The sequence below is a fragment of the Aeromicrobium sp. JJY06 genome (assembly GCF_044069275.1).
Lineage (GTDB): Bacteria > Actinomycetota > Actinomycetes > Propionibacteriales > Nocardioidaceae > Aeromicrobium > Aeromicrobium tamlense.
The window spans coordinates 374430-401249 of sequence record NZ_JBIMRD010000002.1 but is presented as its reverse complement, the minus strand read 5'-3'; the positions used below and the strand labels follow the sequence as shown (position 1 = coordinate 401249).

At 71.3% G+C, this 26820-nt stretch carries 31 protein-coding genes; 9 read left to right on the top strand and 22 right to left on the bottom strand.

The window, feature by feature from the left end:
* The first annotated feature begins 50 nt into the window (after positions 1 to 50).
* Positions 51 to 809 carry a M15 family metallopeptidase gene (locus ACGWYL_RS13410; protein WP_395487430.1) on the top strand — a complete coding sequence of 253 codons (759 nt, stop codon included), beginning with the start codon at positions 51 to 53 and terminating at the stop codon, positions 807 to 809.
* Between the two features lie 35 nt (positions 810 to 844).
* Positions 845 to 2425 (top strand): Na+/H+ antiporter, encoded by a 1581-nt coding sequence (locus ACGWYL_RS13405; protein ID WP_395487429.1) that lies wholly within the window; start codon positions 845 to 847, stop codon positions 2423 to 2425.
* 67 nt (positions 2426 to 2492) lie between these two features.
* On the opposite strand, the gene ACGWYL_RS13400 is transcribed toward ACGWYL_RS13405, so the two are convergent.
* Together ACGWYL_RS13400 and ACGWYL_RS13395 are read right to left on the bottom strand one after the other, a co-directional pair.
* Complete coding sequence (locus ACGWYL_RS13400; RefSeq protein WP_395487428.1) at positions 2493 to 3302, bottom strand: methyltransferase domain-containing protein; 810 nt, start codon at positions 3300 to 3302, stop codon at positions 2493 to 2495.
* Positions 3292 to 4164, bottom strand: a complete 873-nt coding sequence (locus tag ACGWYL_RS13395; RefSeq protein WP_395487427.1) for a class I SAM-dependent methyltransferase — start codon at positions 4162 to 4164, stop codon at positions 3292 to 3294. The genes ACGWYL_RS13400 and ACGWYL_RS13395 overlap by 11 nt, the downstream gene beginning before the upstream one ends.
* A 119-nt stretch (positions 4165 to 4283) precedes the next feature.
* Here ACGWYL_RS13395 and ACGWYL_RS13390 point away from each other — a divergent pair, with 119 nt between their 5' ends.
* Genes ACGWYL_RS13390 through ACGWYL_RS13375 form a run of 4 tightly spaced genes read left to right on the top strand, consistent with a single transcriptional unit; the run spans position 4284 to position 7010 of the window.
* Positions 4284 to 5672: a pyridoxal phosphate-dependent decarboxylase family protein gene (locus tag ACGWYL_RS13390; protein WP_395487426.1), complete on the top strand. Its 1389-nt coding sequence runs from the start codon at positions 4284 to 4286 to the stop codon at positions 5670 to 5672.
* Positions 5659 to 6051, top strand: a complete 393-nt coding sequence (locus ACGWYL_RS13385; RefSeq protein WP_269306894.1) for a hypothetical protein — start codon at positions 5659 to 5661, stop codon at positions 6049 to 6051. Before ACGWYL_RS13390 ends, ACGWYL_RS13385 begins: the two co-directional genes overlap by 14 nt.
* 14 nt (positions 6052 to 6065) lie before the next feature.
* Complete coding sequence (locus tag ACGWYL_RS13380) at positions 6066 to 6587, top strand: 2'-5' RNA ligase family protein (RefSeq protein ID WP_395487425.1); 522 nt, start codon at positions 6066 to 6068, stop codon at positions 6585 to 6587.
* 39 nt (positions 6588 to 6626) lie between these two features.
* Entirely contained in the window at positions 6627 to 7010 is a 384-nt protein-coding gene (locus ACGWYL_RS13375) for a VOC family protein (RefSeq protein WP_395487424.1), read from the top strand.
* Here ACGWYL_RS13375 and ACGWYL_RS13370 read toward each other — a convergent pair.
* Genes ACGWYL_RS13370 through ACGWYL_RS13360 form a run of 3 tightly spaced genes read right to left on the bottom strand, consistent with a single transcriptional unit; the run spans position 7007 to position 8075 of the window.
* Entirely contained in the window at positions 7007 to 7591 is a 585-nt protein-coding gene (locus tag ACGWYL_RS13370; protein WP_395487423.1) for a hypothetical protein, read from the bottom strand. The genes ACGWYL_RS13375 and ACGWYL_RS13370 overlap by 4 nt on opposite strands.
* A complete protein-coding gene (locus ACGWYL_RS13365; RefSeq protein ID WP_395487422.1) occupies positions 7588 to 7875 on the bottom strand; it encodes a hypothetical protein in 288 nt (95 codons plus the stop codon). Before ACGWYL_RS13365 ends, ACGWYL_RS13370 begins: the two co-directional genes overlap by 4 nt.
* Complete coding sequence (locus ACGWYL_RS13360; protein WP_269306885.1) at positions 7872 to 8075, bottom strand: hypothetical protein; 204 nt, start codon at positions 8073 to 8075, stop codon at positions 7872 to 7874. The genes ACGWYL_RS13365 and ACGWYL_RS13360 overlap by 4 nt, the downstream gene beginning before the upstream one ends.
* Positions 8076 to 8190: 115 nt before the next feature.
* On the opposite strand from ACGWYL_RS13360, the gene ACGWYL_RS13355 reads away from it, so the two are divergent.
* Positions 8191 to 9339 carry a DUF222 domain-containing protein gene (locus ACGWYL_RS13355; protein WP_395487421.1) on the top strand — a complete coding sequence of 383 codons (1149 nt, stop codon included), beginning with the start codon at positions 8191 to 8193 and terminating at the stop codon, positions 9337 to 9339.
* Here ACGWYL_RS13355 and cimA read toward each other — a convergent pair.
* The 9 genes from cimA to infC form a co-directional block, all read right to left on the bottom strand.
* Complete coding sequence (gene cimA / locus ACGWYL_RS13350) at positions 9318 to 10919, bottom strand: citramalate synthase (protein ID WP_395487420.1); 1602 nt, start codon at positions 10917 to 10919, stop codon at positions 9318 to 9320. The genes ACGWYL_RS13355 and cimA overlap by 22 nt on opposite strands.
* Before the next feature lie 155 nt (positions 10920 to 11074).
* Positions 11075 to 12508, bottom strand: coding sequence for an aspartate ammonia-lyase (gene aspA / locus ACGWYL_RS13345; RefSeq protein WP_269306879.1), 1434 nt, complete (start codon positions 12506 to 12508; stop codon positions 11075 to 11077).
* 38 nt (positions 12509 to 12546) lie between these two features.
* Entirely contained in the window at positions 12547 to 15057 is a 2511-nt protein-coding gene (pheT, locus tag ACGWYL_RS13340; protein ID WP_395487419.1) for a phenylalanine--tRNA ligase subunit beta, read from the bottom strand.
* A gap of 1 nt (position 15058) precedes the next feature.
* Complete coding sequence (gene pheS / locus ACGWYL_RS13335) at positions 15059 to 16162, bottom strand: phenylalanine--tRNA ligase subunit alpha (protein WP_269306876.1); 1104 nt, start codon at positions 16160 to 16162, stop codon at positions 15059 to 15061.
* Positions 16163 to 16183: 21 nt separating this feature from the next.
* On the bottom strand, positions 16184 to 17221 hold the full coding sequence (locus tag ACGWYL_RS13330; protein WP_179424485.1) for an ATP-binding protein: 1038 nt from the start codon (positions 17219 to 17221) through the stop codon (positions 16184 to 16186).
* Positions 17222 to 17230: 9 nt separating this feature from the next.
* Entirely contained in the window at positions 17231 to 18019 is a 789-nt protein-coding gene (locus ACGWYL_RS13325) for a TrmH family RNA methyltransferase (RefSeq protein ID WP_395487418.1), read from the bottom strand.
* Between the two features lie 20 nt (positions 18020 to 18039).
* Complete coding sequence (rplT, locus tag ACGWYL_RS13320; RefSeq protein ID WP_269306870.1) at positions 18040 to 18432, bottom strand: 50S ribosomal protein L20; 393 nt, start codon at positions 18430 to 18432, stop codon at positions 18040 to 18042.
* 39 nt (positions 18433 to 18471) lie between these two features.
* The gene (gene rpmI / locus ACGWYL_RS13315; protein WP_179424488.1) at positions 18472 to 18666 is read right to left on the bottom strand and encodes a 50S ribosomal protein L35; all 195 of its coding nucleotides are present in this window, start codon (positions 18664 to 18666) and stop codon (positions 18472 to 18474) included.
* Between the two features lie 2 nt (positions 18667 to 18668).
* Positions 18669 to 19328, bottom strand: coding sequence for a translation initiation factor IF-3 (gene infC / locus ACGWYL_RS13310; RefSeq protein WP_269307049.1), 660 nt, complete (start codon positions 19326 to 19328; stop codon positions 18669 to 18671).
* Positions 19329 to 19605: 277 nt separating this feature from the next.
* Here infC and ACGWYL_RS13305 point away from each other — a divergent pair, with 277 nt between their 5' ends.
* On the top strand, positions 19606 to 20322 hold the full coding sequence (locus ACGWYL_RS13305) for an AIM24 family protein (protein ID WP_395487417.1): 717 nt from the start codon (positions 19606 to 19608) through the stop codon (positions 20320 to 20322).
* Between the two features lie 70 nt (positions 20323 to 20392).
* Positions 20393 to 21382, top strand: coding sequence for a GNAT family N-acetyltransferase (locus ACGWYL_RS13300; RefSeq protein WP_179424490.1), 990 nt, complete (start codon positions 20393 to 20395; stop codon positions 21380 to 21382).
* Here ACGWYL_RS13300 and ACGWYL_RS13295 read toward each other — a convergent pair.
* The 8 genes from ACGWYL_RS13295 to ribD are packed head-to-tail and all read right to left on the bottom strand — an operon-like array spanning position 21365 to position 26769.
* Positions 21365 to 21865 carry an SseB family protein gene (locus ACGWYL_RS13295; protein ID WP_179424491.1) on the bottom strand — a complete coding sequence of 167 codons (501 nt, stop codon included), beginning with the start codon at positions 21863 to 21865 and terminating at the stop codon, positions 21365 to 21367. The genes ACGWYL_RS13300 and ACGWYL_RS13295 overlap by 18 nt on opposite strands.
* Complete coding sequence (locus ACGWYL_RS13290; protein WP_179424492.1) at positions 21862 to 22281, bottom strand: PH domain-containing protein; 420 nt, start codon at positions 22279 to 22281, stop codon at positions 21862 to 21864. Before ACGWYL_RS13290 ends, ACGWYL_RS13295 begins: the two co-directional genes overlap by 4 nt.
* A gap of 2 nt (positions 22282 to 22283) precedes the next feature.
* Positions 22284 to 23129, bottom strand: a complete 846-nt coding sequence (gene hisG / locus ACGWYL_RS13285) for an ATP phosphoribosyltransferase (RefSeq protein ID WP_179424493.1) — start codon at positions 23127 to 23129, stop codon at positions 22284 to 22286.
* A 10-nt stretch (positions 23130 to 23139) separates the two neighbouring features.
* Positions 23140 to 23403: a phosphoribosyl-ATP diphosphatase gene (locus tag ACGWYL_RS13280; RefSeq protein WP_179424494.1), complete on the bottom strand. Its 264-nt coding sequence runs from the start codon at positions 23401 to 23403 to the stop codon at positions 23140 to 23142.
* Positions 23404 to 23413: 10 nt separating this feature from the next.
* Positions 23414 to 23893 carry a 6,7-dimethyl-8-ribityllumazine synthase gene (gene ribH / locus ACGWYL_RS13275; RefSeq protein ID WP_179424495.1) on the bottom strand — a complete coding sequence of 160 codons (480 nt, stop codon included), beginning with the start codon at positions 23891 to 23893 and terminating at the stop codon, positions 23414 to 23416.
* 1 nt (position 23894) lies between these two features.
* A complete protein-coding gene (locus ACGWYL_RS13270) occupies positions 23895 to 25139 on the bottom strand; it encodes a bifunctional 3,4-dihydroxy-2-butanone-4-phosphate synthase/GTP cyclohydrolase II (RefSeq protein ID WP_179424496.1) in 1245 nt (414 codons plus the stop codon).
* Positions 25136 to 25735: a riboflavin synthase gene (locus ACGWYL_RS13265; protein ID WP_395487416.1), complete on the bottom strand. Its 600-nt coding sequence runs from the start codon at positions 25733 to 25735 to the stop codon at positions 25136 to 25138. The genes ACGWYL_RS13270 and ACGWYL_RS13265 overlap by 4 nt, the downstream gene beginning before the upstream one ends.
* Positions 25735 to 26769, bottom strand: coding sequence for a bifunctional diaminohydroxyphosphoribosylaminopyrimidine deaminase/5-amino-6-(5-phosphoribosylamino)uracil reductase RibD (gene ribD, locus ACGWYL_RS13260; protein WP_269306857.1), 1035 nt, complete (start codon positions 26767 to 26769; stop codon positions 25735 to 25737). Before ribD ends, ACGWYL_RS13265 begins: the two co-directional genes overlap by 1 nt.
* Positions 26770 to 26820 lie beyond the last annotated feature (51 nt).

The following is a 26820-nucleotide window of genomic DNA, read 5'->3' as shown; positions in this document are numbered from 1 at the left end:
ATTCGTCGAGGGGCTCGCGCCGAGGCGACGGGTGCGTCAGACTCACGGGGATGCGTTCCCGACTTCCCGCCGTCCTGGGCACGGTGCTGGCCCTGGCGCTGCTCGCCGGCTGCAGCGGCTCGGACGACGAGCCCGCGCCCAGTGCCAGCACCACCTCGAGCGCGACACCGACCGCGACGACGCCGGCTCCCTCACCCACCGCCACGACGCCCGCTCCCCCGCCGGCCTCGCGGATCCGTGAGGTTCCCCCGGCGCAGTGGGACCGGATCGTCGCGGCCGGCATGGTGCGCCCGGAGTGCCCGGTCCAGCGTCGTGACCAGCTCCGCCGGGTCGACCTGAACTTCGTCGACTTCGCAGACCGCACGCGCCGCGGCCACCTGATCGTCAACGCCGACGTCGCGCCGAGCATCCAGCGGATCTTCGACCGCCTCTACGAGAGGAAGTTCCCGATCCGCAAGATGAAGGGCGTCGAGGCCTACGGCGGCGACGTGGCCAGGAGTCTGTCGGCGGACAACACCTCGGCCTTCAACTGCCGTCGCGCCGACCAGATCAACGCGCCGTTCAAGGACTCGCCCCACGCGAACGGGCGCGCGGTGGACATCAATCCGCTCGAGAACCCGTGGATGGACCTGCGGTGCGACTGCTGGACGCCCTCGGCTCGCCACGCCGAGCGGACCCCAGGCCGAGGCAAGATCCTCGAGAAGGGTCTGGTGTGGCGACTCTTCGATCGCGAGGGCTGGATCTGGCAGAACATCGACGTGCCGGACTACATGCACTTCGACACGGGATACCCGTCGCGCCCCTTCTGACCCCGCGAGTTGCGCCTCGGGGTGAAGATTGACCCGTGCTCGGACTCGAGATGGTCGTCCTGCTGGGAGTCGCGCTCGTGGCGTGCGGCGCGCTCGCCAGCCGTTACCCGATCGCCCCCGCCATCCTGCTGGTCGTCGCCGGCGTGCTCATCGGGTTCGTCCCGCACCTGCGCCACGCGCATCTGCCGCCGGAGATCATCCTCCTCGTCTTCCTTCCCGCTCTGCTGTTCTGGGAGAGCCTGACGACCTCGTTGCGGGAGATCCGGAACAACCTGCGCGTCGTCGTGCTGACCAGCACCGCACTGGTGGTGGTCACGGCGGGCGCCGTCGCAGCCACCGCCCACTACGTGCTGGGCATGGCGTGGGGACCCGCATGGGTCCTGGGCGCGGCGCTCGCGCCGACTGACGCGACCGCCGTCGGCGTCCTGGCCCGCAACCTCCCGCGCCGCACCGTCACGACCCTTCGTGCCGAGAGCCTCGTCAACGACGGCACCGCGCTGGTCCTCTACGGGCTCGCCGTCGGGGTGACCGTCGGCGAGGAGCACCTCACCGGGCTCCACGTCACCTGGCTCGTCGTGCTCTCGTACGGAGGCGGCGTCCTGGCCGGCGGCCTGGTCGGCCTCCTCAGCTGGCAGATCCGCCGCCGGATGGACGACCCCATGCTCGAGGGCATCGCCATCCTGGTGACCCCCTTCGCGGCGTTCCTCGCGGCCGAGTCCATCGAGGCCTCGGGCGTCCTGGCCGTCGTCGCGTGCGGACTCTTCCTGAGCCAGGTGGCACCCCGCATCACCGGTGCCGCCACGAGGCACCTCGTCGTCCCGTTCTGGTCGCTCGCCACGACCGTGCTGAGCAGCGCGCTGTTCGTGCTGATCGGTCTCGAGGCGCAGTCGGCGTTCCGCAACCTCTCCAGCGAGTCGATGGGTCGAGCGCTGCTGGACATCCTCCTGGTGGCGGCGGTCGTCATCGGCGTGCGCTGGGTGTGGACCTACACGACGCCCTACGCGATCCGCACGGTCGACCGCCGTCCTGCGCAGCGGGCACGGCGTGTGAGCGCACGCCAGCGCACCGTGAGCGCGGCGGCCGGCTTCCGCGGGGCCGTGTCGCTCGCGGCGATCCTCGCCGTGCCGCGCACCCTGGAGTCCGGCGCCCCGTTCCCCGACCGCGACCTCATCGTGCTCATCGCCTGCGGCGTCATCATGCTGAGCCTCCTGCAGGCGCTGCTGCTGCCGGCGATCGTCCGGTTCGCCCGGCTTCCCGCCGACGACTCGGTCGCCGAGGAGATCCAGCTCGCCGAGGTCTTCACCCTCGACGCGGCGCTCGAGGCCATCGACGACACTGCTCTGCAGCTCGGCGTCGGCGACCTCGTGACGGCCAGGGTGCGGCACGAGCTCGACAAGCAGCGCCGCCTCGTGAAGGCCGCGGGCGTCGACGGCGACCCCGTGGTCGAGCACCACGGCCAGTACACGAGCCTGTCGCTCGCCCTCCTCGCCCGCCGCCGCGACGCGCTCGTGCAGCTGCGCGACGAGCGTCGCATCGACGACATCGTCCTGCGCCAGGTCCAGGCCCGGCTCGACATCGAGGAGATCCGCTTCTCCCGCACCGCTCCCCCGGAGTGACCCGGGCGAGATGTGTAGCGGTACCCACCCTTTTTCGGGCGGAACGGCCGAAATTCGGTGGACACCGCTACAGAACTCGCGTCGCGACGACGGCGTAGAGGGTGACCGCGAAGACGAAGGAGCCGCGGGCGGCGCTCTCCTCGAGCTGACGGCGCCAGTCGGCCTCCTCCCCCGCCGCAGCGGCGCGGCGAGCGGCGGCCTCGACGACGAACGAGACCGGCGGCAGGTCCAGCTGGCGCGGGCGCAGCATGAGCACCTCGGTGGTGACGCGGGCATCGACGAACCCGTGACGAAGGACCAGGTCGAGCAGCTGCGCGCCGGCCTCGGGAGAGGTGACACCGCCCCAGTCCTCGTGCCACGCCGCCGTCAGGTGCGGGTCCCCGGGCCACGTCGCGAGCGTTCGCCAGTCGGTGTCGATCAGACCGATCCGGCCGCCGGGCCGCAGGACCCTGGCCATCTCACCCACCGCCACCGCGGGATCCACGAGGTGCTGGAGCACGCGCTCGCTGCGCACGAGGTCGACGGAGGCATCGTCGAGGGGCAGCGCCTCGGCCGATCCCTGGACGAACCGCGCGGGGTTGCGGGAGGCCTCGCCTCGCCGACGCGCCTCGGCCAGCATCGTCTCGCTCGGGTCCACCCCCGTGGCCGATCCCGTCGGCGCGACCGACGCCGCGAGCCCACGAATGTCCTCGCCGGTGCCGCAGCCCACGTCCAAGGCCTCCATCCCCGGCAGCGGGTCCAGCGCCTCCAGCAGCCACGCGTGCAGCCGCAGGATCGACGGCAGCTGCGCCTGCACGTCGAGCGCCATCAGCGCGGCCAGCTGCGCCGCGTCGGAGGAGGCGTCGACCGCGTGGAACGACGGCGAGTCAGCGCTCATCGTCGGACTCCTTTCGTGCCGTGACCAGCCAGGCGGCCGAGCCGAAGTCCACCCCATCGGGGCCGGCGTGCTCGGCGAGGCTCTGGCGGAGCCGATCGACCGCGGCCGCGCGCTCGTCCTGAGGCAGCTCGTCCAGGAGCCACGCGAAGAGCCCGCGGAGGAAGCCGAGGGCGTCGTCCACGTCCTTGCCGAACCACTCCCGACCCTCGAGGCCCTCCACCGAGACCTGCGCCCACCCAGCGGCACCGAGCACCTCGCGGATCCGCTCGGGCCTCGAGAGGGAGAACATGCCCGGAGCGTCGAGGTCCGTCGTGGGTCCGGGCGTCCCACCGAGCACGCCGAGCGTCCCGCTGATCCACTCGTTGCGGTCGGGCGGCTGCCACGTCAGCAGTACCAGGCGTCCACCCGGACGCGTGGCGGTCCGCAGGTTCGCGAACGCGGCGACGGGGTCGCCGAAGAACATCGAGCCGGTGCGCGAGAGGACCACGTCGTAGTGGTCCGGCTCGAACGCGTGCACCTGCGCGTCGGCGCGGACGAAGCTCACGTTGCGGACGCCTTCGGCATCAGCGCGGCGGCGGGCGACGTCGAGCAGCTCGCGCGACAGGTCCACGCCGATCACGTCGCCGTCGATGCTCGCGCGTGCCGCACGACGCGTCGTCAGGCCACCCCCGCACCCGACGTCGAGGACCCGATCGCCGGGCCGCACCGAGACGGCGGCCTCGAATCGATCCTGGAAGTCGGCCACCGCGCGGTCGAACCGGTCGGCGTGCGCGGCCCAGTAGGCGCCGCCGGGGCCGTCCCACGACTCCGCCTGCGTCAGGTTCGTCTCGTGGACCTTCGCGTGCCCGTCGCCGGATTCCATCGCCACCTCCGCGCCTCGTCCGAGGCCTTCTCCTAGTGACCGCCCTGCACCGGGTCCGCGTCAAGAGACCGGTCTGCACGGGTCTGGACGGGGCCCGCGCCGTGGGTCATCCTGACGAGATGGAGCCGTCCCCCGACGCCTCGAAGGCCTTGGCCCGCGCACACGAGCACGCGCTGTCCTGGCTGGCCGGGCTGCCCGACCGGCCGGTCCCGCCGGCCTCGTCCGTCGCGGACGTGATCGAGGCGCTCGGCCCGGAGCTACCGGAGGGACCGACCGATCCCGTCGAGGTCGTCGACCTGCTCGCCGAAGCGGCAGGGCCGGGACTCACGGCGATGCCGTCGGGCCGCTTCTTCGGGTTCGTCATCGGCGGCACCCACCCGGCCGCGCTGGCTGCCGACTGGCTGACGTCGGCGTGGGACCAGATCGCCGGACTGCGGACCGTCACGCCGTCGGCCACGGCGGCGGACGACATCGCCGAGAGCTGGGTCCTCGACCTGCTCGGCCTCCCGCGCGAGGCGGCCGTCGGCTTCGTCACCGGCGGCACGATGGCCAACTTCACGTGCCTCGCCGCCGCTCGTGACGCCGTCCTCACACGGGCCGGCTGGGACGTCGGCACGCGCGGGCTGCTCGGGTCGCCCGGCGTCCGCGTGCTGGCCGGCGAGGAGCGACACGACTCGGTCGACCTCGTGCTGCGCTACCTCGGACTGGGCGCGCCCGAGCTCGTGCCAGCGGACGACCAGGGCCGGATCGACCCCGCGGCGCTGCGAGCGCGACTCGAGGAGGACGACCGACCGACCGTCGTGTCCCTCCAGGCGGGCAACGTCCACTCCGGCGCCTTCGACCCGTTCGAGGAGGCGATCGCGGCCGCACACGACCACGGCGCGTGGGTGCACGTCGACGGGGCCTTCGGCCTGTTCGCGGGCGCCACAGCGACCCACCGGCATCTTGTCCGCGGCTACGAGGCCGCGGACTCCTGGGCGACCGACGCCCACAAGACCCTCAACGTGCCCTACGACTGCGGGCTCGCGATCGTGCGCGACCCGGCCGCCCTGCGCGCCGCGATGTCGATGCACGGTGCCTACCTGATCCGCGACGAGGCCGGCGACCCGTTCGAGAAGGTACCCGAGCTCTCCCGCCGCGCCCGCGCCTTCACGGTGTGGGCCGTGCTGCGCTCCCTCGGCCGCACCGGCCTCGCCGAGCTCGTCGACCGGATGGTCGGGCACGCGCGGGCGTTCGCCGACGGCATCGCCGAGATCGAGGGCGCCACGGTCCTCAACGACGTCGTCTTCACCCAGGTCTGCGCGGCCTTCGGGGACGACGCCCGCACCCGGGACGTCGTGCGCCGCATGTGGGAGGACGGCACCGCGTGGACCACCGGCTCGGTCTGGCGCGACCGCGCGGTCCTGCGCATCTCGGTGAGCAACTGGTCGACGACCGACGCCGACGTCCGGCGCACGCTGGAGGCCCTCCGGAACGCTGCGCGACAATCGGCTCATGGACTTCGCTGACCGGGTGCGGGCCGCGCTGGACCCTCTTCTCGAGCCGGCCGGATTCGCGCGAGGGCAAGGGGACGGTGCGGACGACGGAGTGATCTACTGCGCGGCCCACGACGAGTTCAGCGCCCGGTTCCCGGCGTTGCCGCAGGCGTATGAGGACGGCGACGAGGAGTGGGCCTGTACGGACCTCGTGCTGGACTTCGGCGAGCGCTTCACGGCGCGGCTCGAAGGGCTGAGCCTTCGCGAGACCTTCCACGCTCTCCAACTCCACGGCGACGCCGCGGAGGCGGCCTCGTGGGAAGAGGCGACCCGCGAGGAGGCGCTGGAGCAGCTTCCCCGGCTCCTGACCCGACTCCTGGAGGCCGGGGCCTCGGGAGCTCGCGGCGCCTGACCTATCCTCCCCGTGTGCCCGATCAAGCCCTGGAGCTGAGCTTCGACGCCGCGTCCGCCGGTGCCGTCGAGGCCCAGTGGGAGGCGCTCCGGGAGGTGGGCCTGCCGTCGCAGGCGGACCACAAGTCCATGACGAACGCACCGCACGCCACCGTCGTGGCCGCGGTCGCCGTCGACCCCGCGGTCGTCTCCGTGGCGCGGGACGCCATCGCACCACTGCTCCCCGCTCGGATCGAGGTCCGCGGACTCGTCCTCTTCGGTCAGGGACCGCGCTACACGATCGCGCACCTCGTCGAGCCCGAGCGCGAGCTCGCTGCCGCCGTGGCCAGGATCCGTGAGCTGGTGCCGGCACTGCGCCACCCGGTCTGGACCCCGCACGTCACCTTGGCCCGGCGCGTCCCGCAGCGGCTCGTCCCGACGGCCTTCGAGGTCCTGCAGTCCTCCGAGACCCCGCGCGAGCTCCTCGCCGACCGCCTCCGCTGGTGGGACCCGGCGCTCGAGCTCATCGAGGACGTCGCGGCCGCGCCTGGGGACTGATCCCTTGCCCGTGGCAGCAGAACGGCGCATCGTGAGCACATGAGCGACGACACCCACGGCGGCGTCCGCTACATCGTGAGCGACGTCGAGGCGGCGATCGACTTCTACACGAACCAGCTCGGCTTCACCCTGCTGAGCGACCCGGCGCCGCCCTTCGCCGACGTCGCTCGCGGCTCGCTTTGCGTGCTCCTGTCCGGGCCGGGCAGCTCGGGTGCGCGTGCCACACCGCCGGACGCCGACGTTCCCGGGCGCAACCGCATCCACGTGGTCGTCGACGACCTCGCCGCAGAGGTCGAGCGGCTCGACGCCGGCGGCGTCACCCTGCTGACCGACGTCGTCAGCGGCCCCGGCGGCCAGCAGGTCCTGGTTGCCGACCCGGACGGGAACCTCGTCGAGCTCTTCCAGCCGGCTTCGCGGTCCTAGTGGTACATCGCCGGGATCACCCGACGATCGTCGCGGACCGCGGGGTGCTTCGACTCCGCCACGACACGCTCGATGGCATCGACCGTCCCCGCAACACCGGCGAAGTGCGAGTCGATGTCGTACGCCACGCACCATGAGCGGTCCGTCGGCCAGACGAACGCCGGTGGGAAGTGACGTTCGCGGCCGGAGGTCGTCCAGGTGCGAAAGTCCGCGAGCGACCCGGTCGCCATTGCGCAGCTGCGCAGACGCATGAGGTCGATGCGGTCGACCGCCGGGAGGGCCGGGTCGTACGGGTAGCCGTCCCACATCAGGAAGCGCAGGTCGTCGAGTCCGGACCCCGCGGCCAGGAGCTCCACGGTCTCGACAACGACATCCGACTCGACGGGGGCGGCGTCGAAGACCTCGTCGGCGACGTCGGCCTCCTGCTGACCGTCGTGTGCCGGGTCCGGAAGCGTCAGGACACGCGCGTAGGCCTCGAACCCGGGCGGTCCGACCGTGAGGGTCCTGCCGAACGAGCGCGGGTCCTGGCTCGCCTCGAGCCACGCGGTCTCTGCGCGTACCAGGTCGAAGTGCAGGGTCATCGAGCGTCCTCGTGGTCTGTCGGGGAGCGGAAGTGGGGACTGGTCGCCTGCCAGCGCCGTCGGGCGGCATCGCGCGCGAGCGCCTCCCGTCGGAGGCGCAGAGAGCGCCACAGATGGAACGCGGCGAAGATCACCCACGCCGCCGGGATGGCCCACCGTCCGAGACCGGTCCGGGTCGGGCTGATGAGGAAGAAGACCGCGAGCGTCAGGGCGCCCAGCGCGAGGACGAGCTGACTGACCCAGCCAGGTCCGTCGTACTCCGCACGCGGAAGGTCGTCCGTCACTGTGGTGACTCCTCCTCGCTCGTGTCGTCCTTGGACCATGCACGGTCCGCCGCGATGTCGACAAGTCCGAACTCCAACGCGAGCCATGTCACGAGGAAGGTGACGCCCGCGATCACGAGGCCCGTGCGCGCCTCGACGACGAACGCCACCAGCATCACCGGGATCATGAGCACGCTGAGCGTCTTGAGCACGAACCCCATGGCTCGAGTCTCCCAGCGGATGCGTGCACCGTCCGCCGTTCCTCGGATTTCAGTGCGGATCGCGGTCGTGCAGCCGCCCCGGACCGGTGTCCGAGGGTCTCACTAGGTTCGGTGCATGACCTCGGAACTCCCGGCTCGCGCCTTCGACGCGGCGCGTCGTGCCCGCGCTCGGGCGGAGTTCGCGGAGTGGGAGCTGATCGCCCAGCACCACACCCGGCGCGTAGCCGAGATCGACCGTTCCGACGAGATCGTCCTGAGCAAGGATCTGGCCCGCCGCGAGGTCACGCTCGAGATCGCGCAGGCGCTGAAGGTCACCGAACGCCGCGTCTGGGCCGTGGTGTTCGAGGCCGAGACCCTGCAGGAGCGCACACCACTGGTCTGGGAGGCGTTCCGCAGCGGCGACCTCGACGCCGGCCGGGCGAGCGCGATCGCCGACACCGCCGAGCGTCTCGTCGAGCGCGAGAGCTGGGCCCGGCTCGAGCGCTCCGTGATCGGCTACGCGGCCACGCACACACTCGGCGAGCTCCGCACGTGGCTGCGCCGATTCCGCGCCCGGGTCGAGCCCGAGGAGACCGCGGTGGAGACGGCGAAGGCCCTCGAGGAGCGTCGCGTCTCAGTCACCCACAACACCGACGGCACCAGCTGGCTCAACGCCCTGCTGCCCACCGGACTCGCGATCGCCGCGGCCGAACGACTCCGCCGGGCGGCGAAGGCCGAGCCCGGGATCCATCCCGAGACCGGCGTGCGGGACACGCGCACGCGCGACCAGAAGCAGGCCGACATCCTCGGCCGGTGGCTCACGTCATGCACCGGCACCACCACCGACATCCACGCCGAGATCGCGATCAGCATCGCCGCCACCGACCTCGTCGGGTACACCGAGGGGCCCGGCCTCACCCGCGACGGAGAGCCGCTCGACGCGGCGTGGGTCCGCGAACTCGCCGCCAGCGAGCACACGGTGTTCCGCCGACTCGTACTCGACCCCGTCGGCCGGGTCATGGACACGACGGTCCTGGCCTACCGACCCACCGAGTCCCTGCGGCAGGCACTCCACTGGAGGGACGGCACCTGTCGGGTCGCGGGCTGTCGGGCCCCGGTGTTCGAGACCGATCTCGACCACGCCAAGGACTACGACTCAGGCGGCGAGACCTCCGCGCGGAATCTCAGGTGCCTCTGCCGGAAGCACCACAACATGAAGTCCCACGGTCACCTCGACGACCGCTTCCTCGACGAGCCCGCAACCTACGGCAGCGCGACCCCGTGAGACCGCAGGCCGAACGTCAGCGCGTCCACGAGGGCCTCGAACGACGCCTCGATCATGTTCGGGCCCACGCCCACGGTCACCCACGAGCTCTTGCCGTCGGTCGTCTCGATCAGCACGCGCGTCACCGCGTCGGTGCCGTGCCCCTGATCGAGGATCCGCACGCGGAAGTCGATGAGGTGGAACTGCGCCACGTCCGGGTAGATCCGCTCGATCGCCTGGCGCAGCGCGTGGTCGAGGGCGTTGACCGGACCGTTGCCCTCCCCCACCACCGCGTGGCGCACGCCGCCCGCCACGACCTTGACGATCGCCTCGGCACCGCCGTCGCCCGCCGAGCCGGCGATGACCCGCCACGACTCCACGTCGAAGTACGCCGGGCGCACGCCCGTGACCGCCTCGGTCAGCAGCAGCTCGAAGGACGCGTCGGCCGCCTCGAACGTGTAGCCCTCCTGCTCCATCTGCTTCACCTGATCGGTGATGCGAGTCAGCAGGTCGTGGTCGCCCGACAGGTCGAAGCCCAGCTCGCGACCCTTCAGCTCGATCGTCGCGCGGCCCGCCATCTCCGAGACCAGCAGGCGCATGTCGTTGCCCACCAGCGCGGGATCCATGTGCTGGTACAGGTCGGGATCCACACGGATCGCGCTCGCGTGCAGGCCGGCCTTGTGCGCGAACGCCGAGACGCCCGTGTACGGCTGGCGCGCCACCGGCGGGTAGTTCGTGATCTCGCTGATCGCGTGCGAGATGCGCGTCGCGTCGGCCAGCACGCCCTCGGGCATCACGCTCATGCCGAGCTTGAACTCGAGGTTCGCCACGCACGTGACGAGGTCGGCGTTGCCCGTGCGCTCGCCGTAGCCGTTGATGCAGCCCTGCACGTGGGTCGCGCCTGCCCGCACCGCCTCGATCGAGTTGGCCACCGCGCAGCCGGTGTCGTTGTGCGCGTGGATGCCCAGGCGCGCGCCCGTGCTGTCGCGCACGTCGGCCACGATCTCGCCCACCTGGTGGGGCAGCATGCCGCCGTTCGTGTCGCACAGCACCGCCACCTCCGCACCGGCCTCGGCGGCCACCCGCACGACCTCCAGCGCGTAGTCGCGGTTGTCGAGGTAGCCGTTGAAGAAGTGCTCGAGGTCGAGGAACACGCGCTGGCCCTCACCACGCAGGTGCGTCACGGTGTCACGCACCATCGCGAGGTTCTCCTCCAGCGTGGTCCGCAGCGCGCGGAGCACGTGCTGGTCGTGGCTCTTGGCCACCACCGTCACCACCGAGGCGCCCGAGTCGCGCAGCGCACCCACGAGCGCGTCGTCGGCCGCGGCGACGCCGGCGCGACGCGTCGAGCCGAACGCCGCGAGCGTCGCGTGGCGCAGGTCCAGCTCCTTGGCGGCCAGGGCGAAGAACTCGGTGTCCTTCGGGTTCGAGCCCGGCCAGCCGCCCTCGATGTAGCCCACGCCGAGGTCGTCCAGGTGCTGGGCGATGGCGAGCTTGTCCTGCACCGAGAGGTTGAGCCCCTCCTGCTGGGCGCCGTCGCGCATCGTCGTGTCGTAGACGTGGAAGTCCGCGGGGTCGTGCTTCCCGAAGGTGGTGCTCATGGATCGTCCTGGTGTCTGGGTGTGGCCACAAAAAAACCTCCCGGGTACGGGAGGCGGCGCGTCTGAGGTTCTGCTTCAGACGCGCTGTTGAATGATGATCACGAACGTGCTCATGGCAGCAGGGTACACCCCTGCCGCCACGAGCCCGTCGCGGCTCAGACGCCGCCGGACCGGTCGGCCGGCTTCGGCCCGAGGTGCGCCAGCGTCTCGGGTCGCAGGATGCGCTCCAGCTCGTCCTTCGGCAGCAGGCCCTTCTCCAGCACCAGCTCGGCCACGCCCCGGCCCGACGCCAGCGCCTCCTTGGCCAACTCGGTCGCAGTCTGGTAGCCGAGGTAGGGGTTCAGCGCGGTCACCAGCCCGATCGAGTTGGCCACCTCGATCGCGAGGTGCTCACGGTTCGCGGTGATGCCCTTGACGCAGTTCTCGGTGAGCGACGTGATCGCCGTCCGCAGGCGGTAGAGACCGGCCGACAGCGAGTAGCAGATCACCGGCTCGAACGCGTTGAGCTGCAGCTGGCCCGACTCCGCGGCCATCGAGACGGTGACGTCGTGGCCGATGATCTGGAACGCCACCTGGTTGACGACCTCGGGAATCACCGGATTCACCTTGCCGGGCATGATGCTCGAACCCGCTTGACGCGCCGGCAGGTTGATCTCGCCGAGTCCGGCGCGCGGGCCGGACGACAGCAGCCTCAGGTCATTGCAGATCTTCGAGAGCTTCACCGCGACGCGCTTGAGCACGCCCGACATCTGCACGAACGAGCCGCAGTCCTGCGTGGCCTCGATGAGGTCGACGGCGGTGACGAGCGGGAGCCCCGTGATCCGCGAGAGGTGCTGGCGCGCGAGTGGCACGTAGCCGTCGGGGGCGTTCAGCTGGGTGCCGATCGCCGTCGCGCCGAGGTTGATCTCGTGCAGCAGCATGACCGCCTCGCGCAGTCGGGTGCGGTCCTCGGCGATCATCAGCGCGTAGGTGCCGAACTCCTGGCCGAGCGTCATCGGCACGGCGTCCTGCAGCTGGGTGCGGCCCATCTTCAGCACGTCGTGGAACTCGACGGCCTTCTCCGCGAACGCGGACTCGAGCTCGCCCATCGCCGCGATCAGGTCGTGCGTCGCGTTGATGACCGCGATCTTCACGGCGGTGGGATAGACGTCGTTCGTCGACTGGCTGAGGTTGACCTGCTCGTTCGGGTGCAGGCGGTCGTAGTCGCCGAGCGGGTGACCGAGGATCTCCAGCGCCCGGTTGGCGATCACCTCGTTGGCGTTCATGTTCGTCGAGGTGCCCGCGCCGCCCTGGATGACGTCGACGACGAACTGGTCGTGCAGGGCGCCGTGCCGAATCTCCTGACAGGCCTGGACGATGGCCGCGTGCCGCTCGTCGTCGAGCAGGCCGAGGTCGTGGTTCGCCTCGGCGGCGGCCTCCTTCACGGCGGCCAGGGCCTGGGGCAGGTAGGGACTGATGGCGATGGGGACACCGGTGATCGGGAAGTTCTCCATGGCGCGCAGGGTGTGCACGCCCCAGTAGACGTCCGCCGGTACCTCACGTTCTCCGAGCAGGTCGTGCTCGATCCGAACGTTCGTGAGATCGGTCATACGACCATCCAAGCACTCGAGAGCGCCCCGCGCCCCGGTCAGCGCAGCTCGGCTCCGAGTGTCGCGGCGGCCGCGACGATCTGCTCGCGGGCGGCCTTGATGTCGGCGTCCGTGAGCGTGCGGTCCTCGGCGCGCAGGCGCACCTTGAAGGCGAGGGACTTGCGGCCCTCGCCGACCTGGTCGCCCGTGTACACGTCGAACAGCCGCACCGACTCCAGCAGGGGGCTGGCGCCGGCGATCACCGACTCCAGCTCGCCGGCGGGGAGTTCGCTCGCGACCGTGAACGCGAAGTCCTCCTTCGCCACCGGGAAGGCCGAGAAGTGGGGCTTCGGACCGATGGCCGGAGCCGCGGCGATGAGCGCGTCGAGGTCGAGCTCGGCCGCAGCGACGCGACCGGGCAGTCCGTGGGCCTCGGCGACCTTCGGGTGCAGCTCGCCGGCGTGACCGACGACCGTGCCGTCGATGCTCAGGCTCGCGCAGCGACCGGGGTGGAACGGCGCGAGCGTCGCGGCCTCGACGGTGAGCTCGACGTGCAGGTTCGCCGCGACGAGCTGGGCGATCGCGAGCGCGTCGGTCCAGGCGACGGCGCGACCCGGCCCGGCCCAGCCGGAGCGGGTGCGCTCCCCCACCAGCACGAAGCCGGCGTGGCGGGGCTGCTCGGGCAGCGCCGCGTCGAGGGCGGCGAGCTCCTCGTCGGTAGGGCGACGGTCGACGCCCAGGATCGGCGCCGCGGGGCTGCCGGGCTTCGGGCTGAAGACGCGACCGATCTCGCTCAGCGCGACCGACTCGTGTCCGCGTCCGATGTTCAGCGATGCGGCGCGCAGCAGGCCGATGAGGACCGTGGGCGTGAGCCCGGGCTCCTCCGCCGACAGCGGGTTCGCGAGCCGGACGAGGTCGCGGCGCGAGTCGTCGGCGGGCAGGCCCAGCCTGTCGAGGTCGGCAGGACCGACGAACGGCAGCGTGGTGACCTCGACCAGACCGGCCCCGGCCAGCACGTGGCCGACGCGGCGGCGCAGCTCCTGCTCGCGCGAGAGCCCGCGACCGCCCGTGGGCGTGGGCAGCACCGACGGCACGTTCTCGTAGCCGGCGGTGCGCAGCGCCTCCTCGACGAAGTCGTAGGGGTCGTTGAGGTCGAAGCGCCAGGACGGAGGCGTGACCGTGAACCGGTCGGCCTCGCGCGTGACCGTGCAGCCGTTGCGCTCGTACGTGTCCTGCGCCTGCTCGGGCGTGATCGGCAGGCCGCTGATCCGCGCGGGCAGGTCGACGGGGAACGAGACGGGCTCGCGGCCCGGAGCCGTGCCGACGACCGTGGCGCCGGGCGCCAGGGTGCCGCCGGCCAGCTCGACGAGGAGCTCGGCGACGCGCGTGGCGCCCACGAGCGGCAGCTGCGGGTCGACGCCGCGCTCGTAGCGCTTCGCGGCCTCGGACGGCAGCTTGTGCCGCTTGACGGCGCGGAAGATCGTGACCGGGTCCCAGTACGCGGCCTCGACCACGACGTCGGTGGTGCTGGCGTCGATCTCGGTGTGGGCGCCGCCCATCACGCCGGCGATGCCGATCGGGCCGCTGGAGTCGGCGACGAGCAGGTCGTCCGGGGTGAGGGCGCGGTCGACGTCGTCCAGCGTCGTGATCCGCTCACCCGCCGCGGCGCGACGCACGACGATGTCCCCGTCGATCTTGGCGCGGTCGTAGCAGTGGTTGGGCTGGCCGAGCTCGAGCATCACGTAGTTGCTCACGTCGACCGTGAGCGAGATCGGGCGCATCCCGGCGTCGGTGATCCGCTTGGCCATCCACGCGGGCGTGGTGGCGGCGGGATCGATGCCCTCGACGACGAGCGTCGTGAACACCGGGCAGCCCTCGGGGTCCTCGACCCGGACCGGATACGCGGGCGCGTCCGCGGACGGCACCTCACGGTCGGCGGGATCGGAGAACGGCACGTCGAACGCCAGGGCGGCGTCGCGGGCCACGCCGCGCAGGCTCAGCGCGTAGGCGCGGTCGGGGTTGACCTCGAGGTCGAGGGTCTGCTCCCCCAGGCCGAGCAGGGCGATCGCGTCGTCGCCGGGCTCGGCCGAGCCGGGGGGCAGCACGACGATGCCCTTCGCGGTGGTCTCGTCCTCGGCCAGCCCCAGCTCGGAGGTGGAGCAGATCATGCCGTCGGAGACGTGACCATAGGTCTTGCGCGAGCCGATCTCGAAGCCGAGCGCGGGCAGGTAGGTGCCCGGCAGCGACACGACGACGAGGTCGCCGACGCCGAAGTTGTGCGCACCGCAGACGATGCCGCGCGAGGGCACGTCCTCACCCGGGGCGTCGGGCACCGACGGGTCGTTGTGCGCGCCGACGTCGACCCGGCACCAGTTGATGGTCTTGCCGTTCTTCTGCTCCTCGGGCGAGATCGCCAGCACGCGACCGACTGTCAGCGGTCCTGACAGGCCGCCGCCGAGGATCTCCTCGAGCTTGAGGTCGTACATCGTCAGCCGGTCGGCCAGCTGCTCGGTGGTGACATCGGCAGGAAGTTCGACGAGCGACCGCAGCCACTCCACGGGAACACGCATGTCAGAGACCAACTCCGAAGGGCTCGGTGAAGCGGACGTCGCCGTCCCACAGGTCGCGCAGGTCGGCGATGTCGTAACGGCTGGTGACGGTGCGGTCGAGGCCCATGCCGAACGCGAAGCCCGAGTACTCCTCGGGATCGACCCCGCAGGCGACCAGGACGCGCGGGTTCACGACGCCGCAGCCGCCCCACTCGACCCAGCCCTCGCCGCCACACGTACGGCACGAGGCGACCTCGGCCGGATCGTTGTGGCACACGTAGCAGAGCAGGTCGACCTCGGCGCTGGGCTCGGTGAACGGGAAGTACGAGGGACGGAACCGGGTGGTGATCTCGGTGCCGTAGACGGCGCGCGCGAAGTGGTCGAGCGTGCCCTTGAGGTGCGCCATCGACAGGCCCTTGTCGATCGCCAGGCCCTCGACCTGGTGGAAGACCGGCATGTGCGTCGCGTCGGCCTCGTCGGTGCGGTAGACCCGCCCGGGGCACACGACGTAGATCGGCGGCTTGCGGGTGAGCATCGTGCGCGCCTGCACCGGAGAGGTGTGGGTGCGCAGCACCATCGCGGCCGACTCGGGGTCGAGCCAGAACGTGTCCTGCATCGTGCGCGCGGGGTGGTCGGGACCGAGGTTGAGCGCGTCGAAGTTGAGCCACTCGGCCTCGACCTCGGGTCCCTCGGCGACCTCCCAGCCCATCGCGACGAAGATGTCGGCGACGTGCTCTTGGATCGTGGTGATCGGGTGGCGCGCGCCGACGGGCTCGACGTCGACAGGAAGGGTCACGTCGACGGTCTCGGCGGCGAGCCGGCGCTCGAACTCGACGGCCTCCACCTCGGCCGTGCGGGCGGCGAGCGCCTGGTTCACGGCACCGCGGGCCTGGCCCACGCGCTGGCCGGCGTCCTTGCGCGCGGCCGGGGGCAGCGCACCGATCTCGCGGTTCGCCAGCGCGAGGGGCGAGCGGTCGCCCGTGTGGTCGATCCGCACCTGCTTGAGCGCGTCGAGGGAATCGGCGGCGGCGATGGCCGCGAGGGCCTCGTCACGCATGCGTTCGACCTCGTCGGCGCGCAGGGGCGTCACCTCGACGGGGTCGTAGTCGGAGTTGGGCGCAGACACGCCCTCCAGTCTATCGGCGCGTCAGGACGTGAGGGTGTCCGGCTCGTTGATGGGGAACCACACGCAGATCGACGCTCCCCCGCCCTCGGCGTCCTCGATGACGATGGAGCCACCGTGCTGGTCGACGACGCCGCGCACGATGAACATGCCCAGGCCGCTGCCGGCGCCCGGCCCCGACCGCCAGAAGCGGCTGAAGATGCGGACGCGGGACTCCTCGGGGATGCCCTGGCCGTTGTCCACGATGCGCACGGCGACGCCCTCGAGCTCGCCACGCTTCTCGCTCGACACGACGACCTCGCGCAGGCCCTCGCCGTGCCGGATCGCGTTCTCGATGAGGTTCGTCAGCACCTGCGTGACACGGTCGGCGTCGCCCCAGACCACGGGCGCCTCGCCGTCGACGCGCGCCGTCGGCGCAGTCTCGGAGGCGCTGAAGACCGAGCCGAGCACCCGGTCCGCCAGCTCGTCGAGCCGCACGGGCTCGGTGCGCAGCGACAGACGACCGGCGTCGATGCGAGCGGCGTCGAGCAGCTCGGTGATGAGGCGGCTCAATCGGTCGGCGTCCGCGTCGATCGTCTGCAGCATGAAGAGGCGCTGCTCCTCGGTGAAGGCGTCCCAGCGGCTCAGCAGCGTGGCGGAGAAGCCCTTGATGCCCGTGAGCGGCGATCGCAGCTCGTGCGCCACCGTGGCGACCATGTCGGACTTCTCGCGGTCGCGCTGCAGGCGCACGCGGGCGTTGCGCATGCTGACGATCACCTTGACGACCTTGCCCGCCGGGCGCTCGCGCACGAGGGAGGCGGTGATCAGGTACTCACTGCCCCGCGGGGAGTACCACGACGATTCGCTGATCCGGCTGCGGATGGCCAGACCGTCGTAGGGCTGGACCGAGTCGAACCAGCTGTTGCCGGCGAGATCGTCGAACGGGACGGCGTCGCGCAGGTGCATGCCCAGCATCTCGTCCCCGACGGCACGGGCCCAGTAGCGGACCCACCGGTTCGCCAGGGTGACCCGGGCGTCGGCGTCCGCGACGATGATCCCGTCAGGGAACTCTTCGAACGGCACGGCAGGAGCCTAGCCCTGCTCGCGCGCCGAGGTGTACAGGCAGACCGCTGCGGCCGTGGCGAGATTCAGGCTCTCGGCCCGGCCCAGGATCGGCACGTGCACCACCCGGTCGGCCGCCGCGGACCACTCCGCGGGCAGGCCGTGCGCCTCGTTGCCCATCAGCCACGCGGTGGGCGCGGCCAGGTCGAGGTCGTCGTCGAACAGCCCGGTGTCCCCCGCGCCGTCGGCGGCCAGCACCTGGCAGCCGCGTCGCTGGAGCTCGGCGATCGTCGCCTCGACGTCGCGCTCCACCGCGATCGGGAGATGGAAGATCGAGCCGGCGGTGGAGCGCACCACCTTGGGGTTGAGCGGGTCCACGCTGTCGCCGGCCACGACGACGGCCGCCGCACCGGCGGCATCGGCGCAGCGGATGACGGCCCCGAGGTTGCCGGGGTCGCGGATCTCGGCACACACGACGACGAGGCGGGCGTCCTCGGGGACGTCCTCGAGCGTCGTGAGGACCGAGCGGCAGCGGGCCACGAGGCCCTGCGGGGTGACGGAGTCGGCGATCTCCTCGACCACGTCGTCGGTGACGACGTGCCAGGTCTCGGCGAGCCCGACCAGCTCGGGGTATCGCTCCGTGGCGTCGACGGTGGCGAACACCTCGATCACCACGCCGCCCTCGGTGAGCGCTTCTCGCACTGCCTGGGGGCCTTCGGCGAGGAACTCGCCGGTCTTGGCCCGGAACGCACGCGTGGCGAGCCGCCGAGCGGTCTTGACCCGTCCTGAGCGGACGGTCAGATCGCCGGGGCTCGCCACGTGTGCTGCTGCGCCGGAGCTCAGACGGCCGAGTCGGCCTTGGGAGCGTTGACGTCCTCGGGGAGGTTCGCCTTGGCGACCTCGACGAGGGCGTTGAACGCCGCGATGTCGTTGACGGCGAGATCAGCGAGGATCTTGCGGTCGACCTCGACCTCGGCGGCCTTCAGGCCCTGGATGAAGCGGTTGTACGTGATGCCCTGCGCGCGGGCAGCCGCGTTGATGCGCTGGATCCACAGGCGACGGAAGTCGCCCTTCCTGGCCTTGCGGTCGTTGTACGAGTAGACCAGCGAATGGGTGACCTGCTCCTTGGCCTTGCGGTACAGGCGCGAGCGCTGGCCCCGGTAGCCGGAGGCCCGCTCGAGGACTTCGCGGCGCTTCTTCTGCGCGTTCACCGAACGCTTGACGCGTGCCACAGTGTTACTCCTTCAAAATCTACGAAAAGTTCGGGGCGCTCAGAGACCGAGCAGCTTCTTGACCTGCTTGGTGTCAGCCTTCGACACCTCGGTCGTGCCGGCGAGGCGGCGCTTCCGGGTCGAGGACTTGACCTCCAAGAGGTGGCGGCGGTTGGTCTGCTCGCGGCGGAGCTTGCCCTTGCCGGTGATCTTGACGCGCTTCTTCATGCCCGAGTGGGGCTTGAACTTCGGCACGGTTATGCCTCCATGTCTGGGTCGAGGTTCTCGGAGCGACGGCGCGGCTTCTTCTCCGTCGCGTTCTTCTGGTGTTCTTCGCGGTGCGCTTTCTCGGCCTCGGCCTCGGCGACACGCTCTGCCTCGCGCGCGGCGGTGGTCTCGGCCTTCTCGGCCTTGACCTCGGCCTGCGCCTCGGACTTCTTCTTGTGAGGGCCGAGCACCATCGTCATGTTGCGACCGTCCTGGCGGGCGTTCGACTCGATGAAGCCGAGATCCTCGACGTCGGCGGCCAGCTTCTGCAGCAGGCGGAACCCGAGCTCGGGTCGGTGCTGCTCGCGGCCACGGAACATGATCGTGATCTTGACCTTGTCTCCGGCCTTCAGGAACCGCACGACGTGACCCTTCTTGGTGTCGTAGTCGTGCTGGTCGATCTTCGGGCGGAGCTTCATCTCCTTGATGACCGTGTTCGTCTGGTTGCGTCGCGACTCGCGCGCCTTCTGGGCGGCTTCGTACTTGAACTTTCCGAAGTCCATGAGGCGGCAGACCGGGGGCCGGGCCTGAGGGGCGACCTCGACGAGATCGAGATCGGCCTCGGCGGCCAGGCGCAGGGCATCCTCGATGCGGACGATGCCGACCTGTTCACCGCTCGGTCCGACGAGACGGACCTCCGGTACGCGAATGCGCTCGTTGACGCGCAGATCTGTGCTGATGGATCCTCCTGAGATCGGGTTTGGAGGACACGAAAAAGGTGGCCTCCGTCGAAGCGAAAGCCACCACTCGCACCATACGGTGCCGCGCGCGGTGAATCGTTCGAGAACGACTCACTGCGGGTGACCCCCGGATCCGTGAACCCGGCAGGTGGGAGTGACCTCCACTTCGATCAACAAGCATAGCAGCCGAAACCTTCCCCGACGAACTCGACCCGGTGCGTCGTGGATCACGACTACCGTGTCGGCCATGCAGAGTGAGCTCTTCGCCCAGTCCAACCTCGAGAAGCAGACGACCGAGCGCTTCGTCGTCCAGAACCCGCAGATGCTGCGTGTGTCGCTGGGCGAGGACGTTCTCGCGGTCAAGGGCGCGATGGTCGCCTTCCAGGGTGCGGTGGCCTTTCACCACGAGAGCGCGGGCTCGATGGGCCGGCTGCTGAAGAAGGCCGTCAGCGGCGACGACGTCCCGCTGATGCGCGTCTCCGGGCAGGGCGAGGTCTTCTTCGCCGACACGGCCGGCTTCGTCTTCCTCGTGCACCTCGACGGTGACGCGCTCAGCGTGAGCGGGCACAACCTGCTCGCGTTCGACGCTTCGCTGCGCTGGGAAATCAAGCGGCTGAAGGGCGCGAACATGATGACGGGCGGTCTGTTCAACATGGAGCTCTCGGGCACGGGCACCGTCGCGCTGCACGCCGTCGGACAGCCCGTCGTGCTCGACTGCGCGCAGCAGCCCACGCACGTCGACGTGAACGCCGCCGTCGCGTGGTCGTCGTCGCTGCAGCCCCAGGTCGTGAACTCGATGAACATGACGTCGATGCTCAGGGGCGGGTCCGGCGAGGCCTTCCAGTACCGCTACCACGGGCCGGGCTTCGTCGTCGTCCAGCCGAGCGAGTGGGACAGCGGCGTGAGCGGCTCCTCCGGCGGCTCCTCGGGCGGCAGCGGCATCCTGGGCGACCTGTTCACCTGACTCGACAGGTCAATCGGCACGAAACACCGCCGTCATCCGACGCGCGCACACTCGATGCATGATGTGGCGCGTGCGGACGACCCTGGAGGACAGGCCGGGCATCCTGGCCGAGATCGCCCTGGCGTGCGGCCGGGCCGAGGTGAACATCGCGAGCATGCAGGTCTTCCCCGGGGATCCCACGGTCACGGACGAGTTCGTGGTGACCGCGCCCGAGGGCATGACCGACCTGCAGCTCGCCGAGGTCTTCGAGAAGGCCGGCGGCGGTCGCGTGGCGGTGACGCGCACCGGGCCGGACGCGCTCGACGACGAGGCCACGCGCTACCTGCGGGGCGTGCACGAGGTGCTCGAGGCCGGACGCGACGTCGAGAGCGTCCTGCGCGATCTGCTGGGCACGACTCCCCCGGACGTCCTGGACTACCGCGGGCACGACGTGCTCGACCTCCAGCGGCGCAACGGCACGAGCCTGCGGATCAGCCGAGCCGTGCCGTTCACCCCCACGGAGCGGTCGCGCGCGCAGGCGCTGCTGTCGCTCGTCAGCGACGCCGGGATGGACGTGCCGCTGCTCCAGCCCGCCGAGCGCCATCCCCTCCCTCTCGTCCGGCCGGCCACCCTGGCCGACATCGACGCGGTCGCCGCGCTCCACCAGCGCTGCAGCGCCGAGACGCTCTACCACCGCTACCAGGTGCCGCTGCGGATGCCGATGACCACGCGGATGGCCCGCCGGCTCGTCATGCCCGACAGCGGGGTGGCGATCGTCGTGCAGTCGGGCCTCGACCTCGTGGGGCACGGCCTGATCGAGCGGGTCGAGCACCGCTGGACGTTCCACCTGCTCGTCGAGGACGCGTGGCAGGGGCGCGGCGTCGGCACGATGCTCGTCAAGCAGGGCGCAGGACGGGCGCGGGCCCTCGGTGCCGAGCGACTGACCTTCGTCACGGCCACCTCGAACGACACCCTGCTGCGCACCGTGGGACGCGCGGGCTTCGTCGCGCGGGTGGAGCGGCACGACGGGAACATCCACGTCACGGTGCCGCTCGCGGGGGTGTCACCCCTCGTCGACTGATCCGCCGACCGGCTCGATCCACGCGGTGCCCGCGGGGGTGCGCACGAGGACGTGCTCGGCGGCCACGTGCTCGAGGTCCTCGGTCTCGATGACGCCGAACGTCGGCTGGCCGAGGTCGAGCAGCATGGCCGAGGCGCCATCAGCCAGCGCCGCGCGCGCGGCATCGCGACCGTGGACGGGAACGGGCCGCGACTCGGGGTTCCAGCGGCTCATCGTCTCCAGCGACGTGAACGCGAGCAGGGCCGTGCGACCGTCGGCACCCGTCATCAGCACGGCGGCCATGTCGGAGTTCTTGTCGCTCCCATCGGTGGCCAGCTCGCCCAGCACCGCCACCACCGGGACGAACACGCGCGCCGTCCCGATCGTGGCGAGCACCGTGGTGTCGTCGGTGAGGTCGAGCGAGGGGTCGAGCCCGCCGTCGTCGTCGGGGAACGCCGGCTCGGCCAGCGAGCGACCTCCGCCGAAGCTGTCGCCGTGGCTCATCGCACGTGGCCGGAGAGCCAGCTCACGGCCGCACGGGCCGGGTCGCCCTCGCTGCCCTGGATCGCGAAGAGCGCGAAGCGTTGGCCGTCCTTCGTCTCGAGCGTGGGCCAGGGGGCGCCGGGGCGCATCGACACGAGGGCGATCTCGTCCCACGCGAGCGAGCGGCGGCGCCAGCCGTTGACGAAGGTCAGCCCCTGCTCGTCGGCGGTGACGCGGCTGAGCGTGACGAACAGCGCGAACAGCGCGACGAAGCCGATCAGCACCCAGATCGTCACGGTCTGCGACGTGGTGAACTTGTAGTCCTCGGGCAGCCGCAGGCCGATCACGAGCGCCAGGATCGCGAGCACGACCGCCGCCGCCCACATGACGAGGATGACGCCGGTGGGCCGGAACGTGCGGCGGGTGGACTCGCTCATCGTCAGATCCGGCACGACAGGATGTCCGTGACGAGGATGCCGCGGCCGCCGAGGGCGTACAGCTCGTCCATGATCTTCTGGGTGGCGTCGCGCGGGACCATCGCCCGGACCGCGACCCACCCCTCGCGATGAAGGGGCGAGACCGTGGGCGACTCGATGCCGGGCGTGAGGCGCACGGCCTCGTCGACGTTCTGGACGCGGATGTCGTAGTCCATCATCACGTAGGTGCGGGCGACGATGACGCTCTGCAGGCGGCGCTGGAAGACCGCGAAGCCCTCGGGCTGCTCGGAGGCCGACCGCGAGACCAGCAGGGCCTCGGACGTGAGGATCGGGTCGCCGAAGACCTCCAGACCTGCCTGGCGCAGCGTGGTGCCGGTCTCGACGACGTCGGCGATCGCGTCGGCGACGCCGAGCCTGATCGACGTCTCGACGGCGCCGTCGAGGCGCACCACCTGGGCGTCGATGCCCAGCCGCTCGAGGTGCGCGCGGACGATGCCGGGGTACGACGTGGCGATCCGGCGGCCCTGCAGCTCGGACTCGCTGGTCATCTGGCCCTCGGGGGCGGCGAAGCGGAAGGTGGACCCGGCGAAGCCGAGCTCCATCACCTCGTCGGCCTTCGCGCCGGAGTCGAGCAGCAGGTCGCGCCCGGTGATGCCGACGTCGAGGGTGCCCTCGCCGACGTAGATCGCGATGTCTCGGGGACGGAGGTAGAAGAACTCGACGTCGTTGTCGGTGTCGACGCTGACGAGGTCCTTGGCGTGGCGGCGCTGGCGGTACCCGGCTTCGGTGAGCATCGCGGCAGCGGCCTCGGCGAGGGCGCCCTTGTTGGGGACGGCGACCTTGAGCATGTGGGGATTCCTAGAGGTGGGAGTAGACGTCATCGAGGGAGATGCCAGCGGCGATCATCATCACCTGCGCGTGGTACAGCAGCTGGCTGAGCTCCTCGGCCGCACGCGCAGGTCCCTCATGCTCGGCGGCCATCCACGACTCGGCGGCCTCCTCCACGAGCTTCTTGCCGATCGCGTGCACGCCCGCGTCGAGCTCGGCGACGGTGCGCGAGCCCTCGGGGCGGGAGGCGGCCTTCTCGGACAGTTCCGCGAACAGGCCATCGAACGTCTTCATCGTGGTCATCCTATCGGCGGGGCGTCAGGCCCCGGACGGTCACCCATGCGGACAGCGCGGCCTCGGCGGCCTCGCGGCCCTTGTCCTCGGGCGAGCCGGGCAGTCCGGCGCGGTCGAGCGCCTGCTGCTCGGTGTCGCACGTGAGCAGGCCGAACCCGACCGGCACGCCGGTGTCGAGCGCGACGCGGGACAGACCGTCGGTGGTGGCGGCGGAGACGTACTCGAAGTGCGGCGTGCCACCGCGGATGATGACGCCGAGCGCCACCACCACGTCGTATCCGGCCTTCGCGCAGGCCTGGGCGATGATCGGCAGCTCGAACGAGCCCGGCGCGCGCAGGACGGTGACGTCGGTGACGCCCGCCTCCTCGAGCGCACGCTCGGTGCCGCCGAGGAGGCCGTCCATGACCTCGGTGTGCCAGCTCGAGGCGACGACGGCGACCTTGGCGCCGCTGCCGTCGACCTTCAGCTCGGGTGCTCCGTGTCCGGCCATCTCAGTTCTCCTCGTCCAGCTGCAGGTCCGGCAGGTCATGACCCATGCGGGCGGCCTTCGTCTGCAGGTACCGCAGGTTGTCGGGGGTGGGCGCGATGACCACGGGGAGCCGCTGGGCGACCTTGACCCCGTACTGCTCCAGCTGCGTGGACTTGTCGGGGTTGTTCGTCAGCAGCCGCACCGACGTGACGCCGAGGTCGCGCAGGATCTGGGCGCCGGCGGCGTAGTCGCGCTCGTCCTCGCCGAAGCCGAGCGAGAGGTTCGCGTCGACCGTGTCCTGGCCCTGGTCCTGGAGCTCGTAGGCGCGCAGCTTGTGCAGCAGGCCGATCCCCCGGCCCTCGTGGCCGCGCAGGTAGACGACCACGCCGGCGCCCTCGGCCACGACCTGCGCCATGGCGGCCTCCAGCTGGGGACCGCAGTCGCAGCGACGCGAGCCGAAGACGTCGCCCGTCAGGCACTCGGAGTGCAGGCGCACCAGCACGTCCTCGGTGCCGGGCTCGCCGTGGACGAGCGCGATGTGCTCGGCGCCGTCGATGCGGTCGCGGAAGCCGAGGGCGCGGAAGGTGCCGAACTCGGTGGGCAGGTGGGAGTCGGCGAGGCGCGAGACCTGGGACTCGTGCAGGCGCAGGTACACCTGCAGGTCGGCGATCGACACGAGCGCGAGGTCGTGCTCGTCGGCGAACGCGCGCAGCTCGGGGGCGCGCTTGAGGGTGCCGTCGTCGTTCATGACCTCGCCGATGACGCCGGCGGGCGTCAGGCCGGCCAGGCGGGCGAAGTCGACCGCGGCCTCGGTGTGGCCGGCACGCTCCAGCACGCCGCCCGGCTTCGCGCGCAGCGGCACGATGTGCCCGGGCTGGACGAGCTCGAACGGCTCGGTGGCCGAGTCGGCCAGCACGCGGCACGTGCGGGCGCGGTCGCTGGCCGAGATGCCGGTCGTGACACCGTCGCGTGCGTCGATCGAGACCGTGTAGGCCGTGCGGAGGCGGTCGCGGTTGTGCGGGGTCATCAGCGGGATCGCCAGGCGGTCGAGGATCTCGCCGACGACCGGCGCGCAGATGAGGCCGCTGGAGTGACGGACCAGGAAGGCCATCAGCTCGGGCGTCGCCTTCGACGCGGCGAAGATGATGTCGCCCTCGTTCTCACGGTCCTCGTCGTCGACGACCACGATCGCCTTGCCGTCGCGGATGTCGGCGATCGCGCGCTCGATGCTGTCGAGGCGGACCCCGGTGTACTGCTCCTCGCTCATGAGTGAGCTCCCTTCTCGAGCAGGCGCTCGACGTACTTGGCGATGACGTCCACCTCGAGGTTGACGCGGTCGCCGGGCTTGCGGGTGCCGAGCACGGTGTCGGCGAGAGTGGTGGGGATCAGCGAGACGCTGAACCAGTCGTCGCCGGCCTCGACGACCGTGAGCGACGTGCCGTCGACGGTGATCGAGCCCTTGTCGACGACGTAGCGGGCCAGCTCGGCCGGCAGGCTGAACCGCACGACCTCCCAGTGCTCGCTGGGCGTGCGGTCGAGGAGGGCGGCGGTGCCGTCGACGTGGCCCTGCACGATGTGGCCGCCCATGCGGGCGCCGGCCTGCATCGCGCGCTCGAGGTTGACCTCGGCGCCGGGCGCCAGGTCGCCCAGGCTCGTGCGGACGAGCGACTCGCGCATGACGTCGGCGCTGAACGTGTCCTCGGTGGGGTCGATCACGGTCAGGCAGCAGCCGTTGACGGCGATCGAGTCGCCGTGGCCGGCGTCCGACGTGACGACCGGGCCGCGGATCGTGATCCGCACGGAGTCGCCGAGGTCCTCGAGGGCCACGACGGTGCCCTTCTCCTCCACCAGTCCGGTGAACATCAGTCCATGTCCTCTCTGGGCATCCGGCCGGGAGTGCCGATGATGCGGATGTCGGGGCCGACCATCGTCAGGTCGGTGATGTCGATGGGGCGGATGTCCGCCAGCGTGGTGGCCTCGCCCTCGAGGGCGGCGCGGCCGGAGCCGAGCATGGCCGGGGCCATGTAGCCGATGACACGGTCGATGAGGCCCTCGCCCCAGAACGCGCCCGCCAGGCGGGGACCGCCCTCGAGCCACACGTGGTGGATGCCCTCGGCCTGCAGCTCGGCGAGCACCTCGTGGGGATCGCGCGAGGCGATCTGGCGCGTGGGCGCGACGCGGTCGAACACGCGGTAGTAGGCCGGGATCTTGGACTCGCCGACGATGACGCGCAGCGGCTGCTGGTCGTACGGCAGCGGCTTGTCGTCCTCGTCGCGCACCGTGAGGCGCGGGTCGTCCGACAGCACCGAGTAGGTGCCGGCCATGATCGCGTCGCACTCGGCACGGAAGCGCTGCACGTCGCGGCGCGCGGTCTGGCTGGTGATCCACTTGCTGGTGCCGTCGGGAGCCGCGCTGAGCCCGTCGAGCGTGGCCGCGTACTTCCACGTGACGAACGGGCGGCCGTGCAGGTGGCGGTGCGCCCAGAAGCGAACGAGGTGGTCGGTCTCGTCGGCGAGGACGCCGCCCTCCACCTCGACGCCCGCCTCGACGAGCGCCTTCGCTCCCCCGGCACCTTCGGCCGGGTCGGTGGTGCCGAACACGACGCGGGCGACACCGGCGCCGATGAGCGCCTGCGTGCACGGGCCGGTGCGGCCCGTGTGGTCGCAGGGCTCGAGGGTGACGACGGCGGTGGCGCCGCGGGCGCGGTCGCCGGCCTGCGCGAGCGCGTCGACCTCGGCGTGCGGGGTGCCCGCGCCGCGGTGGACGCCCGTGGCGATCTCGGCGCCGTCCGCGTCGAGCAGGACACAGCCCACCTGCGGGTTGGGCAGCGTGCGGCCCACGGTGCGGGCCGCGTCGATCGCGCGACGCATCGCGTCGGTCTCGGTCTGACTGGCCACCGGTCTCCCTGCGGTCGGGCTCACGACACACCGGGGACGGCTCGGACGCAC

What these genes read in the sequence shown, in the direction of transcription:
- ACGWYL_RS13400 (WP_395487428.1), bottom strand. Translation starts at nt 3,302, where the DNA reads ATGAGCGCTGACTCGCCGTCGTTCCACGCGGTCGACGCCTCCTCCGAC.
- ACGWYL_RS13270 (WP_179424496.1), bottom strand. Translation starts at nt 25,139, where the DNA reads ATGAGCGAGGAGCAGTACACCGGGGTCCGCCTCGACAGCATCGAGCGC.
- hisG (WP_179424493.1), bottom strand. Translation starts at nt 23,129, where the DNA reads ATGCTCAAGGTCGCCGTCCCCAACAAGGGCGCCCTCGCCGAGGCCGCT.
- aspA (WP_269306879.1), bottom strand. Translation starts at nt 12,508, where the DNA reads ATGACCGATCTCACGAACGTTCGGATCGAGCACGACCTGCTCGGAGAA.
- pheT (WP_395487419.1), bottom strand. Translation starts at nt 15,057, where the DNA reads ATGCGTGTTCCCGTGGAGTGGCTGCGGTCGCTCGTCGAACTTCCTGCC.
- ACGWYL_RS13295 (WP_179424491.1), bottom strand. Translation starts at nt 21,865, where the DNA reads ATGAGCCACGGCGACAGCTTCGGCGGAGGTCGCTCGCTGGCCGAGCCG.
- ribH (WP_179424495.1), bottom strand. Translation starts at nt 23,893, where the DNA reads ATGGCCGGACACGGAGCACCCGAGCTGAAGGTCGACGGCAGCGGCGCC.
- ACGWYL_RS13305 (WP_395487417.1), top strand. Translation starts at nt 19,606, where the DNA reads ATGCAGAGTGAGCTCTTCGCCCAGTCCAACCTCGAGAAGCAGACGACC.
- ACGWYL_RS13375 (WP_395487424.1), top strand. Translation starts at nt 6,627, where the DNA reads ATGAGCGACGACACCCACGGCGGCGTCCGCTACATCGTGAGCGACGTC.
- ACGWYL_RS13370 (WP_395487423.1), bottom strand. Translation starts at nt 7,591, where the DNA reads ATGACCCTGCACTTCGACCTGGTACGCGCAGAGACCGCGTGGCTCGAG.
- ACGWYL_RS13265 (WP_395487416.1), bottom strand. Translation starts at nt 25,735, where the DNA reads ATGTTCACCGGACTGGTGGAGGAGAAGGGCACCGTCGTGGCCCTCGAG.
- ACGWYL_RS13355 (WP_395487421.1), top strand. Translation starts at nt 8,191, where the DNA reads ATGACCTCGGAACTCCCGGCTCGCGCCTTCGACGCGGCGCGTCGTGCC.
- ACGWYL_RS13390 (WP_395487426.1), top strand. Translation starts at nt 4,284, where the DNA reads ATGGAGCCGTCCCCCGACGCCTCGAAGGCCTTGGCCCGCGCACACGAG.
- cimA (WP_395487420.1), bottom strand. Translation starts at nt 10,919, where the DNA reads ATGAGCACCACCTTCGGGAAGCACGACCCCGCGGACTTCCACGTCTAC.
- ACGWYL_RS13385 (WP_269306894.1), top strand. Translation starts at nt 5,659, where the DNA reads ATGGACTTCGCTGACCGGGTGCGGGCCGCGCTGGACCCTCTTCTCGAG.
- ACGWYL_RS13360 (WP_269306885.1), bottom strand. Translation starts at nt 8,075, where the DNA reads ATGGGGTTCGTGCTCAAGACGCTCAGCGTGCTCATGATCCCGGTGATG.
- ACGWYL_RS13280 (WP_179424494.1), bottom strand. Translation starts at nt 23,403, where the DNA reads ATGAAGACGTTCGATGGCCTGTTCGCGGAACTGTCCGAGAAGGCCGCC.
- ACGWYL_RS13410 (WP_395487430.1), top strand. Translation starts at nt 51, where the DNA reads ATGCGTTCCCGACTTCCCGCCGTCCTGGGCACGGTGCTGGCCCTGGCG.
- ACGWYL_RS13395 (WP_395487427.1), bottom strand. Translation starts at nt 4,164, where the DNA reads ATGGAATCCGGCGACGGGCACGCGAAGGTCCACGAGACGAACCTGACG.
- ACGWYL_RS13290 (WP_179424492.1), bottom strand. Translation starts at nt 22,281, where the DNA reads ATGAGCGAGTCCACCCGCCGCACGTTCCGGCCCACCGGCGTCATCCTC.